Genomic DNA, 14,870 nt, shown 5'->3' with positions numbered 1-14,870 from the left:
CGTCAGAGCCACGGCGGCGCGGGCGGTGCGGGACGGTGGCCGACCCGCACGCCACCGGACGAGCCCGCTCTGACTCGACCCGCGCCCCATGCCACGAGCTGAACAGCGGTCCCGGTGGCCACCGTTCGTGCGTCGTCGGACACCGCGATCGTCCAGTCTCTGTCCGTCGGGGTCAGCGCGAGGTCGAGGCCGGCTCCACGCCTGCGCCAGACCGTCACGAGGTCGAGGAGCAGGGCGTCGACGAGCTCGGGGGGAAAGTCGTCGAGGCGCCCACCGTTGTCCAGGTCGACCGCGTGCAGCCACACCTCGCGGGTGCGCATCCACACCGTCTCGGACACCGGCACGAGCCGTCCCTGGGCGGTGCGCACCTCATGTCGCCAGGCCTCTGCCTTCAGGTCCCGCCACTCGACCGTCAGGTGGACGGCCGCATGATCCGACAGCGTGCGGATCGCGCGCACCGGCAGCGTGGCGGCGAGCTCGATCTCACGGTCGCGCTCCTCGGCGCTGGCGTACATCGGCGTCTCGACGCCTGTTGCCGCCCACTGGGTCAGACGGGTCAGCGCGCGGGCGTTGAGCCCGACGTGCGCGACGACGTGCGCGCGGGTCCAGCCCGGGAGCAGCGAGGGCTCCGCGAGCTGGTCGTCGCGCAGCTCGGTGACCTTGCGAGAGAAGTACGCCTGCCCGCGCCGGGCGAGCAGCAACCCCGCAACGATGCCCGGGTCGGTGACCTTGTCCGCGCGCGCGACCATCAGGCTTCCGCCACTTCCGCGACCGCGCCCGGGGCCACCACGCGACTGCTGATCGCGCCGATGCCCTCGATCGACGTGGTGAGCGTCGAGCCGGGGCGCAGGTACCGAGGCGGCTTCCTCGCGTGGCCGACGCCGCCGGGCGTGCCCGTCGCGATGACGTCTCCGGGCCGCAACGTCAGGATCGACGAGATGTACGCGACCAGCGCCGCCGGCCCGAAGACCAGGTCGTCCAGCCGGGCGCGCTGGACCACCTCGCCGTCGACGGCGGTGGTGAGCTCGCCGGTCAGGTCGAGGTCGGTCGTCAACCACGGCCCGAGCGGGGTCGTCGCCTCGACGGTCTTGCCCTGCAACCACTGCGGTGTGCGGTACTGCAGGTCGCGCATCGTCACGTCGTTGATGACGCAGTACCCGGCGATCGCCGCGCGAGCCGCCTCGCCCGCCACCCGGCGGGCCGTGCTGCCCACCACGACGGCGAGCTCGCCCTCCCAGTCCACGGCGTCCGGCGCCTCGGGCGGCAGCACGAGGTCGTCGTAGGGCCCGATGAGCGCCTCGGGGTACTTGGCGAACAGTGTCGGGTGCTCCGGAAGCTGCCGACCCATCTCGCGAATGTGCGAAGCGTAGTTGAGGCCGACGCACACGATCTTCGCCGGCGCGAGAACCGTCGGCGCCCAGTCGGTCGGCGCGATGGCCTCCATCGGGTGCGCGTCACCCGCGGCGTGGGTGGCACGGGCGCGCCAGCCCGGATCGGCCAGCAGTGCGCCGACGTCCACCGCGCCCGCGATCTCGACCGCGACGTCGTCGTCGATCCGCACGGCGGTCGTTCCCGCGGCGACGCGCAGGGTACCCAGCCTCACTGGGCGCTCACCGTGCGACCCCGGACGCGCCGGAGTCGTACACCCCGGGGATGTAGGTCCTGTCGAACCCGAGGCGCTCGATGATCGGTGCGTCGGAGAACCTGAACAGGTCGAGCTCTTCGTCGGCGTGCAGCGACCAGGGCACCCAGCTCGGGACCGCGAACACGTCGCCCTTCTCGACGTGATGTTCCGTCCCACCGAGCACGACCGTTCCCTGGCCCTCGAAGACCTGCCAGACCGAGGAGCCGACCTCGTGCCGGGTCGGCGTGAGCGTGCCGGCGCGCAGACGGTGGAACTCGCACCTGATCGTCGGCATGACGTCGCCGCCGGTGGTCAGGTTCGTGTAACGGATCGCGGCATGGCCCTGCTCGACGGTCGCCGGGTGGCCCTCGTCCTCGAGCGCGAGCTGTTCGCGCAGCGCGCGGTCGGTGTGCTCCCACCGGTAAGCGGCCAGCGGCGAGCTCGTGGCCGCACCGAGCGACGAGAGCGGACGAAGCCCGGGATGCGCCCACAGCCGTTCGCTGCGGGACACGTCAGGGGACGCCTCGTCGGTCACGCGCTCGGAGCCGAACTCGAAGAAGCCGACATCGGTCATCTGGGCGAACGGCACGTCCAGCCCGTCGATCCACGCCATCGGCTCGGCGGTGTCGTTGTGGTGGCCGTGGAAGTTCCAGCCTGGCGTGAGCAGCAGGTCGCCGCGTCGCATGGCCACCGGATCGCCGTTGACCACGGTCCACACCCCCTCGCCCTCGACGACGAAGCGGAACGCGTTCTGACTGTGCCTGTGCTCCGGCGCCGTCTCGTACCCACCGAGGTACTGGATCGCGCACCACAGCGTCGGTGTGGCGTAGGCGGTCCCGGGCAGACCGGGGTTGGCGAGGCCGATCGCCCGGCGTTCCCCGCCGCGCCCGACGGGCACCAGCTCGCCGCTGCGCTCGGCGAGGTCGAGCAGCGCCTTCCATCGCCAGACGAAGGGCACGGCTCGTGGCTCGGGGGTGAACGGCATCAGGTCATCGCGTTGCGTCCACAGCGGTGCCGTATCGGCAGCCCCGAAGTCTGCGTACAGCCGTTCCAGCTCGGGACTGTCCGCCGTCCCGTCCATCTGCTGCATCTCTTGCTCCCTCCGGCGCGCGCCGTCGCACTCCAAGGTGCACCAGATTATCAGGAAACCTGAATGTTGCTAGAGGGTAGGGCCCGTGACCTCGGCGGCCCAGAGAGATCGGCGGCTGACGGGCCGGGCTGCGGCGTGGTCAGTGAATCGTCAGCGGGCTGCCACTGGCCGAGAGGTCCATCGTCATTGTCGCTGACGCGTGACCAAGGATGACCTGTACGGCCGGACGTGCCGGTGTCTCTACTATTGTTGGCGTACGCCTACTATGGTGGAACCCGAGGAGGTGCGATGCAGACCCAGCATCCGCTCGCAGTGATCACGCCAACCCTCGACGGGGACGTCCTCGCCGTGCTCGCGGCCGCCGACGCCCCGCATACCGTCGGGGGAGTCCAGAAGCTGCTCGGCGGCCGCTCCTCCGAGGGGATCCGCAAGGTGCTCACGCGCCTGACCGCACAGGGCACCGTGACCGCTCAGCAAGTCAGCACCGTGGTGAGCTACCGGCTCAACCGAGAGCACCTGGCAGCCGAGCACATCATCGCTCTGGCAAACCTGCGCGGGGCCCTGATGGACCGGGTTCGGTCTCAGGTTCAGGCATGGCCGACGCCGCCTGTCTGGGCGGCCCTGTTCGGCTCAGCCGCGCGAGGTCAGATGCTCCCCGACTCCGACATCGACCTGTTCCTGGTGGACCCGGCCGTCGATGCCGATCGGTGGGAGGCCCTGGTTGACCAGCTGTCGCGGGACGTGTCCCGGTGGACCGGGAACGACGCGAGGGTGTTGTCCATGACCGAGGCGGAGGTGCGCGCGAGTGCGGTCACGCGAGACCCGATCCTGCAGTCGTTGCTCGAGGATGCACTGACGATCAGCGGGGAATCGGTCTGGCTGCGCCGCGCGGTCGCAGGGGCGCGGCGATGACCCCGCGCACCGTCAAGGCTGACGAGGCGATGCGCCGAGGACGGCTGGTGAAGGCCGAGCAGTTCGCCGACGCGGCGGTTGCCGTCGACATGCTTGCCGACGATGCCGCGGACGTCGCCGACGCCTACGTCACGCTGTGCGTCCATGCAGGCATCGCCGCCGCTGATGTGGTCTGCGGTGCCCGCCTGGGTGAGTACTCCCGTGGCGAGAATCACGACGAGGCGGTCGCGCTGCTCTCTGCGGTCGACAAGAACCTGGCGGGACACCTGCGTGCGCTGCTGACCATGAAGACCCTGGCTGGATACAGCCATTCGCCGGTCAGTGCCGACCGTGCGCGCCGCGCTGGGCGAGCGATGGCGGCCCTTCTGGAAGCTGCGCGCGCGGCTCGCTGAACCACTCGGACCAGCGCAGGGAATCCGAGGGCCACCCAGCCGAGACGGAGGACTGCACGCCCGATGCGGACGGCGCCTGCGCCGGCGCGCGCCAGACGCCGGCATGCGACGGCGTGCGGCCCAGGCCTCGACTTCAAGGCGGAGCTGCTGTCTGCGATCCGGTGACGAGGTCAGCGGGGCACCACGGACGCTTCTATTCCGTCGCTTCGCGAACGAGCACGGTCGCATCAGGACCCGGCGAGTCGACGACGCCGATGACGGCCGGGTTGAGCGATGACGGGACGGCGGGATGACGGAGAGCAATGACGGGTTGCTCTCAAACGCCCATCGCGGGTGGGTCGTCTGGTGCCGGGCCGATCGCCGGTCGGTTGGCCGTCATCGGGATGGTCGGCATTCGCTCCATCGCGAGCCACGGCGCCTCCGAGAACAGATGTCCGTACAGGTCCATCGTCATCGTGGCTGTCGCGTGACCGAGGATGACCTGCACCGCCTTGACGTCCGCGCCCGCCGCGATGAGGAGCGACGCCGCAGTGTGCCGCAGGTCGTAGATCGTCGTCCCCGCCAAGCCGGCGGACTGGGTGGTCTGCGTCCAGCGTGACCGGGCGCGGAAGTTGGTGTTGGTCCAGACCCCGCCCGTCGGGCTCGGGAACAGGAAGTCGCCCGAGCTGCCCGTCGCGACACGGTGACGGACGTAGCCCTCGATCTCGGCGAAACGCACGGTCAAGGCTCAACCTCGTACCGCAGTCCGAAGCAGCTGAACACGCTGTCGTCCTGGAAGACCGAGTTGCGGGTGATGCCGTCCGGCCCCACGGTGAACAGCTGGATGGTGTGGAGCGCGTAGGTCTCACCGGTTCGCCGGTACGCCGCGAAACCGGGCTGCCCGTTGGCGCTGATCGATGCGAGCCGCCAGTCCGTTCCGGCGGCATCGAAGACCCATTCCATGAAGACCCCGTAGTTGTCCCGGCCGACGAACCAGTTCAGCATCGGCGGCATCTCCATGAGGACGTCCTCGGCCAGCAGCTGCTTGAGCGCCTCGATGTCGGCCGCGATGAAGGCGCGCATGTAGCGCTCGATCCAGACTCGCTGCTCGGCTTCGGAGGGCTCATTCACGCTGTCGGGATGGGCGCCGGCGGCCTCGATGCTCGCTCGGGCCCGGCGTAGCGAGCTGTTCACCGAGATCACGGTCGCGCCGAGGATCTCAGCTGCCTCGGCGGCGGAGAACTCGAGAACGTCGCGCAGGATCAGCACGGCGCGCTGGCGGGCTGACAAGTGCTGCAGGGCTGCCACGAACGCCAGGCGCAGGCTGTCTCGATCGACGGCTGACCGAGCGGGATCGCCCGCGTCGAGCAGGGCGTCGGGCAGAGGCTGGAGCCAGTCGATCTCCCTCCCGGGCACGAGTGGCTGGAGAGGATCGGACTCAGCCACGAACCCGGACGGCAACGGCCGGCGGCTCCTGCTGGTCAGGGCGGTGAGGCAGGCGTTCGTGGTGATGCGGAACATCCAGGTGCGCACCGAGCTGCGCGCTGGGTCGTACTGCTCCCGCGCCCGCCAGGCTCGCAGATAGGCCTCCTGGACCACGTCCTCGGCGTCGTGCACCGAGCCGAGCATCCGATAGCAGTGAGCGAGCAGCTCGGTTCGGTACGGCTCGATCAGCGTGCCGAATCCCGGCTCGTCGCGAATCGCCGTCACCGAACGTTCCTCCTCCTGCGCGACGACCAGGGAGCCCATGTTCCACCGTCATATCGCCGAACACCATCATCGACCGGCGACCTCCTGGCCGGAGGTCGCCGGTCGGCTGCTCATGACACCCGATCAGGCGGGGACCGGCGCGTGGACAGGACTGTTGTGATACGCGGCGACCATCCACCGGCCATCTCGCTTCTCGAACACCCAGGTGGCGTGAATCTTGCGCGCCTCCGGCACCGCGTCCTCGCCCGCGAACAAGATCCCGCCTTCGCTGACGGCGATCGCAACGTCCTCGCCGACGAACCGCAGGCTCAGCCGCGTGTCGAGCGTCGAGCTCGCCTTGAGCGGACCGTCGAACCCGGCGGCCATCGAGTCGCGGATCGCCTTGCGGCTGCCGCGCAGCGAGCCGGGCAGGATCGCCGTGGCGTCGTCGGTGTAGTACCTGACGAACCCGTCGGCATCGTTGGCGGCCCACGCCTGGTACATCTCGCCCAGCATCGCGTTGACAGCGATCTCGTCCTCGGCACGATCGTGTGACATCGGAATCTCCTCGTGAGGGTCCTGGTGGTGAGGGTCGAACGATCCTCGGCAGTACATACCGACGAGCACCGCGAGAATCACCGCAGCGTGCAGGCAGAGAGCGTCCAGGCGTGGACTCATCGTCCTCGAGCTCCGCGTCGCCGAACGCCTACTGCTGCAGGTGAGCGCGCTCGTCGTGGGCTCGCGCCCGCACCTGGTCGAGCACGCTCACGGCGGTGACGAGGTCGGTGTCGGGGATCCCGTCGACGAGACGACCTGTCGCCTCGGCCACGCGTCGACGTTCGCGCGAGAGCAGCCCGGCGCCCGTCGGGGAGACCTGCCAGGTGTCGTCGACCCGGTGCAGCAGTCCTGTGCCGGCGAGGGAGTGAAGGACGGCACGTGCGTCGGCGTCGTCGATGACGAGCCCGGCGCCGATGGCGCCGATCAGGGCCTGGTCGGCGCCTGGGGTGCGATCGACGAGATTGAGCGCCGCCCACTGCTCGTAGCTGTCCAGGGGAGTGGCCGCGAGCAGTCGCAGGAGCAGCGCCCTCAGGGCGTTCTCGGTCGGGCCGATGACCGCAGGTAGCGATCGTGGGGATGTGGGAGCGGGCATGTGGTCCTCCTCGTGGTCGTTGGCCGCGCCAACCGTATCAAGAAACGTTGGTGTGGCCAACCAAGGCGGTATCCTGCACGCATGACCGAGGACCTGCCCGAGCGCCTCCGTCGGCTGCCCACGTGGATGCTGAGCCAGGCCGCGGCCCGGGCGCACCGCCTGCTCGCCGAGGCTCTCGCGGACTCCGACGCACGCGGGCACCACTACCGACTGCTCGCTGCCCTCCAGGACCAGGGACCCACCAACCAGGTCGTGCTGGGACACCGCACGGCGCTCGATCGCAGCGACGTCGCCGTCGGCCTCGCGGAGCTCGAGCAACGCGGTCTGGCGCACCGAGACCCGGACCCGGACGACGGGCGCCGCAAGCGCGTCCAGATCACCGACGCGGGCACGCGCTTCCTGGCCGACCTCGACGAGGTCGTCGGGGCGGTTCAGGACGAGGTCCTCCACCAGCTCACCCCCGAGGAGCGCCGCACCTTTCTCGACCTCTTGACGCGGCTTCAGCCATCCGCCGACGACGCCGCACGCCGCGCCACCTGAGCGCGATCGAGGAGCCGTGGCTCGTCGATCACGAGCCGAAGCGTCGCTGCAGGTCGGCGTACGGGAGCGCACCGTCGAGGAACCCGAGGGTTCCGGCGTCGAGCAGCTCCCTGCCGGCGCGTTCCAGCATGCTGAGCGAGGCTCGGGCCAGGCCGCCGCCCAGGCTGACCCGCTTGACGCCGAGCGAGAAGAGCGTGGGCGCGTCGATGACGTTCGCCAGCCCCGCCACCACGTTGAGCGGGGCCGGGATGGCTGCGGCGAGCCGCCGGATCGTGTCCTCCTCGACGACGCCGGGCACGAAGATGCAGTCGGCACCCGCGTCGACGTATCGGACCGCCCGCTCGACCGTCTCGGCGAACGCGTCGCCGGTCGTGCGGGCGAGGTAGGTGTCTGTGCGGGCGTTCAGCACGAAGGTGCCGCTGGGCGCGGCAGCGCGGGCGGCCGCGAGGCGGTCGACGGCCTCCTCGATGCCGAACAGCCCGCCCTCCACGGCGTCCTCCAGGTTGCAGCCCACCGCGCCGAGCTCGACGGCCTGGGCGACAGTGCGGCCGACGTCGTCCGCGGTGTCGCCGTACCCGGCTTCGAGGTCCGCGGTCACGGGCACGCCGACCGCGGCCACGATGCGACCGAGGTGCTCGAGCATCGTGTCGCGGTCCAAGGCTTCGCCGTCGGGCACCCCGCAGGACCACGCGATGCCCGCGCTGGTCGTGGCGATGGCCGGGAAGCCGACCTGCTCGAGGATCCGGGCGGACCCGGCGTCCCAGGCGTTGGGGAGCACGAAGCCGGGACCCGCGTGCAGGGCAAGGAGCGCGGCTGCCTTCTGAGGAGAAGCTCCGGTGGTCATGATCCGACCATATCGATGTCGTGCCGTCCCGGCGGCCTGGTCAGGGAGCAGGTCGGGCGACGCTGAGCAGATCGCCCGCACAGGCGTGGGGCGTCCGCCCCGTCAGTCGTCCCGCAGCCCGTCGTGGAGGATCGAGGCGTCGCCCTCGAACGGTCGCAGGACGTCCGGTGCCGGGAACGGGAGGACGTAGCTGCGGGTCGCTGCGTCCACGGCGCCGAAGTCGTCGACCTTCACGACGACCCGCTGGGGAGTCACCTCCACGATGCGCACGCGCTCGCGAGTGCCGTCCGCCAGGTCGAGCTGCCACAGGTCGGCGAGCCAGTGCAGGCCGCGCTCATCGAGGGCCTCCTCGGCGTCCAGTCAGTCGACGGCGCCGGTCACCTCATGTCCGAGAGCGTCGAGGGCGACGAAGGCCTCGCCGTCGGGTCGGATCCACCCGAGCCGCTCATGGTCGCCCGCTCGGCGGTGCTCGATCCAGTCCTCGTGCGGCATCGGCCGATAGTAGCGACGGGCGGCGCCCTCATCACTGGTCTGATCCGCGGGTACCGGGTCGAGGAGATCGAGGACCCACTGATGCAGCAGATCCGCTACATGGACAAGCTGGTCGACGAGCTGGCCAGGGGCAGGAAGATGACTGCGATCCTGCGGGGAGGGGCCGAAGCCGACGTCCAGCCGGCGACGTGATCGACGCTCGCCGCCTCCGCTGGGGTCAGTCCCGCTCGTGCAGCCGGGCCCCGACATCGCGGTCGTCCGCGAGAACGCTGACCGGCTCGAGGACTGGGGTCACCCCGAGCTCGTCGCACCAGCGCCTCGCGAGTTCTTCGCGGTGTGAGGCCTCACCAGCCACAACGAGATGACACCACGAATGGTGTTGCCATGACGCCACCAATGGTGTCACCATGACGTCATGGACCTCTCGCGTTACGTCGACGACCTCCAGCACCGCCTGGCCATCGCGGCCGACGCCGCGGGCGACGACGCCCGGCAGCTCGCCGAGCGTCTGACCGCGCCGCTCGACGCCGCCGTGCGCCTCATCCTGCTCGACGCGCTCTCCGCCGCGGCGGGCGAGATCTCCGCCGAGCTCGCACCCGGCTCGGTCGACGTGCGCCTGCGCGGCGGCGAGCCTGAGTTCGTCGTCGCCGCACCCGCCGCCGTGGTGGAGCCGGCTGCGGCCACGTCGGCCGCGCCGGCCCCCGTCGGGCTGCCGACGGATGTCGACGTCGACGGGGGCGGGACGACCCGGACCACCCTGCGCCTGCCCGACCACCTCAAGTCGCAGGTGGAGGTCTCCGCCGCCCGCGACGGCATCTCGGTCAACGCGTGGCTCGTGCGCGTGGTCGCCGCCGCGCTCGAGCAGCCCACGGTCCGGCCCGCCCAGCAGGCCCGCCCCGAGCCGGGTGGCGCGACCCGCCTCACCGGCTGGGTGCGCTGACCGCTCCCGTCCTCTCACCGTCACCCTGGAGCCCCTGATGCCCACCTTCCCCGCCCCTATGCCCGTCCCGGTCGTCGTGGACCTGACCGTCGGCAGCCTGCACGTCGTCGCCGGCGAGCGGGACGACGTCGTCGTCACCGTCCTGCCCGTCGACCCGACCAAGCCCCGCGACGTGCGCGCCGCCGAGGAGGTGCGTGTCGAGCTGGTCGCTGGCGCCGTCACCATCACCGGCCCGCGCTGGAAGCAGTTCCTCCCGTTCAACGCAGGCACGCCCGCCGTCACCATCGAGCTGCCCGCCGGCTCCGACCTCAGCGGCACCGCCGGCACTCTGTACGCCGAGGGCCCGCTCGGCACCGTCGCCATGACCGTCAACGCGGGGAACGCCCGGATCGACGAGGCCGCGCGGCTCGACCTCAAGGCCTCGGCCGGGTCCGTCACGGTCGGTCGGACGACCGGCGCCACGTCGGTGAAGGCCAGCGCCGGCTCGGTGCGCATCACCGAGATCGCCGGCGACGCGACCGTCCGCGCGAGCAACGGGACCACCACCGTCGGATCCGTCACGGGGTCCCTGCACGTGGCCGGGGCGCACGCCGACGTCGCCGTCGGCCACGTGCGAGGAACCCTCACCGCCAAGGCCGCCTCGGGCGGGATCCGCGTCGACCGGGTCGAGTCCGGGACGGTCACGCTCACGACGTCCTACGGCTCGATCGAGGTCGGCGTGCCCGAGGGCACCGCCGCCTGGCTCGACGTCGCCTCGGAGCACGGCACCGTCCGCAACCAGCTGCGCCCCGTCGAGGGCCCGGTCGACGAGGAGGCCACCGCCGAGATCCATGCCAGCACCGGCTACGGCGACGTCATCGTCCGCCGTCCCTGAGGGAACCACCAGAGGAGGATCACCATGACCAGCGACCTCGCCGTCGACGTGCGCGGCCTGCGCAAGTCCTACGGGGACCAGACCGTGCTCGACGGCGTCGACCTTGCCGTCCGGGCCGGAACCGTCACCGCGCTGCTCGGGCCCAACGGCGCCGGCAAGACCACCACCGTGGGCATCCTGTCCACGCTGCTCAAGCTCGACGGCGGAACCGCGCGCGTCGCCGGGCACGACGTCGTCACGCAGCCCGAGTCGGTGCGCGCCGCGATCGGCGTCACCGGCCAGATGTCCGCCGTCGACGACCTGCTCACGGGCGTCGAGAACCTGCGCCTCATGGCCGCCCTGCACCACCTGGGCCGCCTCGAGGGGCGAGAGCGTGTCGACGCGCTGCTGACGCGGTTCGGCCTCACCGACGCCGCCCGCAAGCCGGTGTCCACCTGGTCAGGCGGTATGCGCCGCAAGCTCGACCTGGCGATGACGCTCGTCGGCGCCCCCGCCGTGGTGTTCCTCGACGAGCCCACCGCGGGCCTCGACCCGCGCAGCCGCCGCACCCTGTGGGACGAGGTGCGTGCCCTCGTGGCGGGCGGCACCACGATCCTGCTGACCACGCAGTACCTCGAGGAGGCCGACCAGCTCGCCGACCGTGTCGCCGTGCTGGACCGCGGCCACATCGTCGCCGAGGGCACCCCCGCCGAGCTCAAGTCCGCGCACGACGCCGGCTCGCTCGACGACGTGTTCCTGCGCCTCACCGAGCCCACCTCGGAGCTCGCGTCCGACCCGACCCCGAAGGAGGTGGCCCGATGACCACCCTCACGATCGCCCCCACCGCCGGCGCTCGCCCGCTGGCGGACACCCTGACCATGCTGCGCCGCAACCTGCTGCGCGCCGTGCGTTACCCGGGGTTGACCAGCTTCACCATCGGCATCCCCATCGCGCTGCTGCTGCTGTTCGTCTACGTGTTCGGCGGGGCGTTCGGCGCCGGCGTGGCGCCCGGGGTCGCCACCGGCTCGGCCGGCCGCTCGGCGTACCTCGACTACATCACCCCGGCCATCCTGCTGTTCGCGGTCGTCGGCGCGGCGCAGAGCGTGGCGATCACTGCCGCGATGGACGCGACGAGCGGCATCATGCCGCGCTTCAAGACCATGGCGATCTCCCCGGGCTCGGTGCTCGGCGGGCCTGTGCTGGGGACCGTGGTCCAGGCGCTCATCGCCGTCGCGGTGGTGCTCGGGCTGGCGGCGGTGCTCGGCTACCGGCCGCACACCGGGGCGCTGGGCGGCTTGGCCCTGGCCGGGCTGATCGCGCTGGTCAGCTTCGCGACGAGCTGGCTCTGCGTCGCGATGGGGCTCGCCGCCAAGTCCGTCGAGACGGCGTCGAACACCCCGATGGTCCTCACGGCACTGCCGTTCCTCGGCAGCGGGTTCGTGCCGGTCGAGACGATGCCGACGGGCGTGCGCTGGTTCGCGGAGTACCAGCCGTTCACCCCGATCATCGAGACGACGCGGGGCCTGCTCACGGGCGCGTCGCTCAACGCCTCGACGACGCTCCAGGCGCTCGTCTGGTGCCTGGTCATCGCGGCCCTCGGCTACGCCTGGTCCCGCTCGCTGTACCGCCGCGAGCGCGGCTGACCGGGCGCCGTCGGCTGCTCCGGCTCGGCCGCTCGCGATCTGTCGATCCTGAACCTGTCGAAATCCTGCAGCTTCGGGAAGTAGCGTCGTTCCATACCGACGGGCCGTCTGCAACGAAGGAGAACCCGATGAATGAGATTGCACGACGGCCGCTCGGCCGCACCGGCCTGCTGGTCAGCGAGATCTGTCTCGGCACGAGCCCGCTCGCGAGCATGCCCGAGCTGTACGGGTACGTCGTCGACGACGCCCGCGCCGAAGCCACGATCGAGGCCGCGCTCGCGAGCCCGGTCAACTTCATCGACACGTCGAACAACTACGGTGGCGGCAGCGCCGAGACCCGCATCGGGCACGTGCTGCAGCGGCACGGCGGGCTCCCGGAAGGCGTCGTCCTGGCCACCAAGGTCGACGCGGACCAGGAGACCCGGGACTTCTCCGGGGACCGGGTCAAGCGGTCCGCCGAGGAGAGCCTGTCCCGCCTCGGGCTCGACCGCATCCAGCTCATGTACCTCCACGACCCGGAGTTCTACCTGAGCTTCGACGAGGCGATGGCTCCGGGCGGCGCGGTCGCGGCGCTGCGCGCCCTGCGTGACTCGGGGGTCGTCGAGCACATCGGGGTGGCGGCCGGCGACGTCCCGCTGATGCGTCAGCTCGTCGCGACCGACGAGTTCGACGTCGTGCTCAACCACAACCGCTACACGCTCGTCGACAGGAGCGCCGAGCCGCTCATCGACGACGCGGTCGGACGCGGCGTCGCGTTCGTCAACGCGGCGCCGTACGGCGGAGGCATCCTCTCCAAGGGTCCGGGCGCGCGATCCACCTACGGCTACCGGGACGCCGACGGCGTGGTGCTCGAGCGCGTCCGGGCGATGCAGGCGGCGTGCGAGAGGCATGGCGTGCCGCTCGCGGCCGCGGCGCTGCAGTTCTCCCTGCGCGAGCCGCGCGTGACGTCGACGGTCGTCGGGGTCTCGAGCCCCGAGCGCATCGCCGAGACGGTCGCGCTCGCGCAGCTCTCCGTCCCGGTCGAGCTGTGGGACGAGCTCGCGGCGCTCACCCCGCCGGCTGAGCACTGGCTGCCGTGACCGCTCTCCTTCCCGACCCCCACCTCCCGGCGACCGACAAGAAGGCTTCCGCACCATGAACCAGCTCCACGTGGCGACCAGCGGCTCCGACACCTCGCGCGGCTCCGAGGGCGATCCGTTCCGCACCATCAACAAGGCCGCTCGGGTAGCGATGCCCGGGGACACCGTCGTCGTCCACGAGGGCGTGTATCGCGAGTGGGTGACGCCCCGTCGAGGCGGCCTGTCCGACCAGCGCCGCATCACCTACCGTGCTGCCGAGGGCGAGCACGTGGTCATCAAGGGCTCGGAGCAGGTCACGGGGTGGCAGCAGGTCGCCGGGACCGTGTGGTCGGTGTCGGTGCCGAACGCGCTGTTCGGTGACTGGAACCCGTTCGAGCTCGAGGTCGACGGTGACTGGATCGTGTACCCGTCGCCGGACGCGCCGCGCAAGCACCTCGGGGACATCTACCTCAACGGGACGAGCTTCTACGAGGCGGACGACCTGGCGCATGTGTCGGACCCGCCCCGGCGCACCGAGGCGCTCGACGACTGGACCGGTGTGGCCGACGTCATCCGCGACCCCGAGCAGACGCGGCACGTCTGGTACGCCGAGGTCGGTGAGCACGAGACGACGATCTGGGCGAACTTCCAGGGCGCGGACCCGAATGCGGAGCTCGTCGAGATCAACGTCCGCCGCTCGGTGTTCGCCCCGCTCGAGCACCACCTGGACTACATCACCGTCCGGGGCTTCGAGCTGGCGCAGGCCGCGTCGCCGTGGACCCCGCCGACCGCCGACCAGCCCGGCCTCATCGGACCGAACTGGGCCAAGGGCTGGATCATCGAGGACAACGTCATCCACGACGCGAAGTGCTCGGCGATCTCGCTGGGCAAGGAGGCGTCCACGGGCCACAACTACGCGACGGAGCGTCGCGACAAGCCCGGCTACCAGTACCAGCTCGAGTCGGTGTTCTCCGCGCGTGAGATCGGCTGGGACGCCGAGCACATCGGCTCCCACGTGGTGCGGCGCAACACGATCTTCGACTGCGGGCAGAACGGGATCGTGGGGCACCTCGGGTGCGTGTTCTCGACGATCGAGGACAACCACATCTACAACATCGCGATCAAGCGCGAGTTCTACGGCTACGAGATCGCCGGCATCAAGCTGCATGCCGCGATCGACGTCGTGATCCGGCACAACCGCATCCACGACTGCTCGCTGGGAATGTGGCTCGACTGGCAGGCGCAGGGCACCCGGGTCGCGCGCAACCTCTTCTACGCCAACAACCGGGACCTGTTCATCGAGGTCAGCCACGGTCCGTACCTCGTCGAGCACAACGTCCTCGCCTCCCGGGCGTCGCTCGAGCTGTTCAGCCAGGGCGGCGCGTTCGTCAACAACCTCCTCTGCGGGACGGTGTCCATCGAACCGGTCATCGACCGCCCGACCCCGTACCACGTCCCGCACAGCACGGTCGTCGCGGGGTACGCGGCGATCCTCGGCGGTGACGACCGCTACGTCGGCAACGTGTTCCTCGGGGGCGACGTGGGCCGTGCGTACGGTCCGACCAGGCGCGTCGGCCAGGTCGTCGGGTATGGCACCGCCGCCTACGACGGGCACCCGGCATCACTCGCCGAGTACATCCAGCAGGTCGGCGACCCGACGCGCG

19 protein-coding genes are annotated in these 14,870 nt (G+C 70.9%); 10 read left to right on the top strand and 9 right to left on the bottom strand.

Annotation, left to right across the window (positions count from 1 at the left end):
• Positions 1-2 precede the first annotated feature (2 nt).
• From VFW79_RS06160 to VFW79_RS06150, 3 genes are read right to left on the bottom strand one after another with little or no spacing between them, the layout of a single operon-like run.
• On the bottom strand, positions 3-749 hold the full coding sequence (locus tag VFW79_RS06160; protein ID WP_329676439.1) for a maleylpyruvate isomerase family mycothiol-dependent enzyme: 747 nt from the start codon (positions 747-749) through the stop codon (positions 3-5).
• Complete coding sequence (locus VFW79_RS06155; protein ID WP_329676438.1) at positions 749-1,603, bottom strand: fumarylacetoacetate hydrolase family protein; 855 nt, start codon at positions 1,601-1,603, stop codon at positions 749-751. The genes VFW79_RS06160 and VFW79_RS06155 overlap by 1 nt, the downstream gene beginning before the upstream one ends.
• A 7-nt stretch (positions 1,604-1,610) precedes the next feature.
• The gene (locus VFW79_RS06150; protein ID WP_329676437.1) at positions 1,611-2,714 is read right to left on the bottom strand and encodes a cupin domain-containing protein; all 1,104 of its coding nucleotides are present in this window, start codon (positions 2,712-2,714) and stop codon (positions 1,611-1,613) included.
• Positions 2,715-3,002: 288 nt separating this feature from the next.
• Here VFW79_RS06150 and VFW79_RS06145 point away from each other — a divergent pair, with 288 nt between their 5' ends.
• Positions 3,003-3,626, top strand: coding sequence for a nucleotidyltransferase domain-containing protein (locus tag VFW79_RS06145; RefSeq protein WP_329676436.1), 624 nt, complete (start codon positions 3,003-3,005; stop codon positions 3,624-3,626).
• Positions 3,623-4,018, top strand: coding sequence for a hypothetical protein (locus VFW79_RS06140; RefSeq protein WP_329676435.1), 396 nt, complete (start codon positions 3,623-3,625; stop codon positions 4,016-4,018). The genes VFW79_RS06145 and VFW79_RS06140 overlap by 4 nt, the downstream gene beginning before the upstream one ends.
• Positions 4,019-4,334: 316 nt before the next feature.
• Here VFW79_RS06140 and VFW79_RS06135 read toward each other — a convergent pair whose 3' ends face one another.
• The 4 genes from VFW79_RS06135 to VFW79_RS06120 all read right to left on the bottom strand — a co-directional run bounded on the left by VFW79_RS06135 (position 4,335) and on the right by VFW79_RS06120 (position 6,836).
• Entirely contained in the window at positions 4,335-4,736 is a 402-nt protein-coding gene (locus tag VFW79_RS06135) for a tyrosine-type recombinase/integrase (protein WP_329676455.1), read from the bottom strand.
• 2 nt (positions 4,737-4,738) lie between these two features.
• On the bottom strand, positions 4,739-5,746 hold the full coding sequence (locus VFW79_RS06130; protein ID WP_329676434.1) for a sigma-70 family RNA polymerase sigma factor: 1,008 nt from the start codon (positions 5,744-5,746) through the stop codon (positions 4,739-4,741).
• Between the two features lie 84 nt (positions 5,747-5,830).
• Entirely contained in the window at positions 5,831-6,244 is a 414-nt protein-coding gene (locus tag VFW79_RS06125; protein WP_329676433.1) for an SgcJ/EcaC family oxidoreductase, read from the bottom strand.
• Positions 6,245-6,392: 148 nt separating this feature from the next.
• On the bottom strand, positions 6,393-6,836 hold the full coding sequence (locus VFW79_RS06120; RefSeq protein WP_329676432.1) for a hypothetical protein: 444 nt from the start codon (positions 6,834-6,836) through the stop codon (positions 6,393-6,395).
• An 81-nt stretch (positions 6,837-6,917) separates the two neighbouring features.
• Here VFW79_RS06120 and VFW79_RS06115 point away from each other — a divergent pair, with 81 nt between their 5' ends.
• A complete protein-coding gene (locus VFW79_RS06115) occupies positions 6,918-7,376 on the top strand; it encodes a MarR family winged helix-turn-helix transcriptional regulator (protein ID WP_329676431.1) in 459 nt (152 codons plus the stop codon).
• Positions 7,377-7,404: 28 nt separating this feature from the next.
• Here the strand turns inward: VFW79_RS06115 and VFW79_RS06110 are convergent, their stop codons facing one another.
• Complete coding sequence (locus VFW79_RS06110; protein WP_329676430.1) at positions 7,405-8,220, bottom strand: isocitrate lyase/phosphoenolpyruvate mutase family protein; 816 nt, start codon at positions 8,218-8,220, stop codon at positions 7,405-7,407.
• A gap of 102 nt (positions 8,221-8,322) precedes the next feature.
• Positions 8,323-8,490 carry a hypothetical protein gene (locus VFW79_RS06105; protein WP_329676429.1) on the bottom strand — a complete coding sequence of 56 codons (168 nt, stop codon included), beginning with the start codon at positions 8,488-8,490 and terminating at the stop codon, positions 8,323-8,325.
• A gap of 114 nt (positions 8,491-8,604) precedes the next feature.
• Between VFW79_RS06105 and VFW79_RS06100 the strand changes: the two genes are divergently transcribed.
• The 7 genes from VFW79_RS06100 to VFW79_RS06070 all read left to right on the top strand — a co-directional run.
• Positions 8,605-8,904, top strand: coding sequence for a DUF2200 family protein (locus tag VFW79_RS06100; RefSeq protein ID WP_329676428.1), 300 nt, complete (start codon positions 8,605-8,607; stop codon positions 8,902-8,904).
• A gap of 223 nt (positions 8,905-9,127) precedes the next feature.
• Positions 9,128-9,652, top strand: coding sequence for a histidine kinase (locus VFW79_RS06095; RefSeq protein WP_329676427.1), 525 nt, complete (start codon positions 9,128-9,130; stop codon positions 9,650-9,652).
• 37 nt (positions 9,653-9,689) lie between these two features.
• Positions 9,690-10,526, top strand: a complete 837-nt coding sequence (locus tag VFW79_RS06090) for a DUF4097 family beta strand repeat-containing protein (RefSeq protein ID WP_329676426.1) — start codon at positions 9,690-9,692, stop codon at positions 10,524-10,526.
• 24 nt (positions 10,527-10,550) lie between these two features.
• Complete coding sequence (locus VFW79_RS06085) at positions 10,551-11,327, top strand: ABC transporter ATP-binding protein (protein ID WP_329676425.1); 777 nt, start codon at positions 10,551-10,553, stop codon at positions 11,325-11,327.
• Entirely contained in the window at positions 11,324-12,148 is an 825-nt protein-coding gene (locus VFW79_RS06080) for an ABC transporter permease (protein WP_329676424.1), read from the top strand. The genes VFW79_RS06085 and VFW79_RS06080 overlap by 4 nt, the downstream gene beginning before the upstream one ends.
• Before the next feature lie 137 nt (positions 12,149-12,285).
• A complete protein-coding gene (locus VFW79_RS06075; protein ID WP_414647892.1) occupies positions 12,286-13,227 on the top strand; it encodes an aldo/keto reductase in 942 nt (313 codons plus the stop codon).
• 55 nt (positions 13,228-13,282) lie between these two features.
• The coding region (locus VFW79_RS06070; RefSeq protein WP_329676422.1) for a right-handed parallel beta-helix repeat-containing protein at positions 13,283-14,870 on the top strand (1,588 nt) is incomplete at its 3' end.

It is taken from the genome of Cellulomonas sp. (assembly GCF_036279715.1).
Classification (GTDB): domain Bacteria; phylum Actinomycetota; class Actinomycetes; order Actinomycetales; family Cellulomonadaceae; genus Cellulomonas_A.
The sequence above is the reverse complement of the archived record's forward strand: the minus strand, read 5'-3'. Positions and strand labels throughout refer to the sequence as shown.

Coding starts and splice junctions, on each gene's coding strand:
- VFW79_RS06160 (WP_329676439.1), bottom strand. CDS start 749: ATGGTCGCGCGCGCGGACAAGGTCACCGACCCGGGCATCGTTGCGGGG.
- VFW79_RS06150 (WP_329676437.1), bottom strand. CDS start 2,714: ATGCAGCAGATGGACGGGACGGCGGACAGTCCCGAGCTGGAACGGCTG.
- VFW79_RS06145 (WP_329676436.1), top strand. CDS start 3,003: ATGCAGACCCAGCATCCGCTCGCAGTGATCACGCCAACCCTCGACGGG.
- VFW79_RS06140 (WP_329676435.1), top strand. CDS start 3,623: ATGACCCCGCGCACCGTCAAGGCTGACGAGGCGATGCGCCGAGGACGG.
- VFW79_RS06130 (WP_329676434.1), bottom strand. CDS start 5,746: ATGGGCTCCCTGGTCGTCGCGCAGGAGGAGGAACGTTCGGTGACGGCG.
- VFW79_RS06125 (WP_329676433.1), bottom strand. CDS start 6,244: ATGTCACACGATCGTGCCGAGGACGAGATCGCTGTCAACGCGATGCTG.
- VFW79_RS06120 (WP_329676432.1), bottom strand. CDS start 6,836: ATGCCCGCTCCCACATCCCCACGATCGCTACCTGCGGTCATCGGCCCG.
- VFW79_RS06115 (WP_329676431.1), top strand. CDS start 6,918: ATGACCGAGGACCTGCCCGAGCGCCTCCGTCGGCTGCCCACGTGGATG.
- VFW79_RS06110 (WP_329676430.1), bottom strand. CDS start 8,220: ATGACCACCGGAGCTTCTCCTCAGAAGGCAGCCGCGCTCCTTGCCCTG.
- VFW79_RS06100 (WP_329676428.1), top strand. CDS start 8,605: ATGTCCGAGAGCGTCGAGGGCGACGAAGGCCTCGCCGTCGGGTCGGAT.
- VFW79_RS06095 (WP_329676427.1), top strand. CDS start 9,128: ATGGACCTCTCGCGTTACGTCGACGACCTCCAGCACCGCCTGGCCATC.
- VFW79_RS06090 (WP_329676426.1), top strand. CDS start 9,690: ATGCCCACCTTCCCCGCCCCTATGCCCGTCCCGGTCGTCGTGGACCTG.
- VFW79_RS06085 (WP_329676425.1), top strand. CDS start 10,551: ATGACCAGCGACCTCGCCGTCGACGTGCGCGGCCTGCGCAAGTCCTAC.
- VFW79_RS06080 (WP_329676424.1), top strand. CDS start 11,324: ATGACCACCCTCACGATCGCCCCCACCGCCGGCGCTCGCCCGCTGGCG.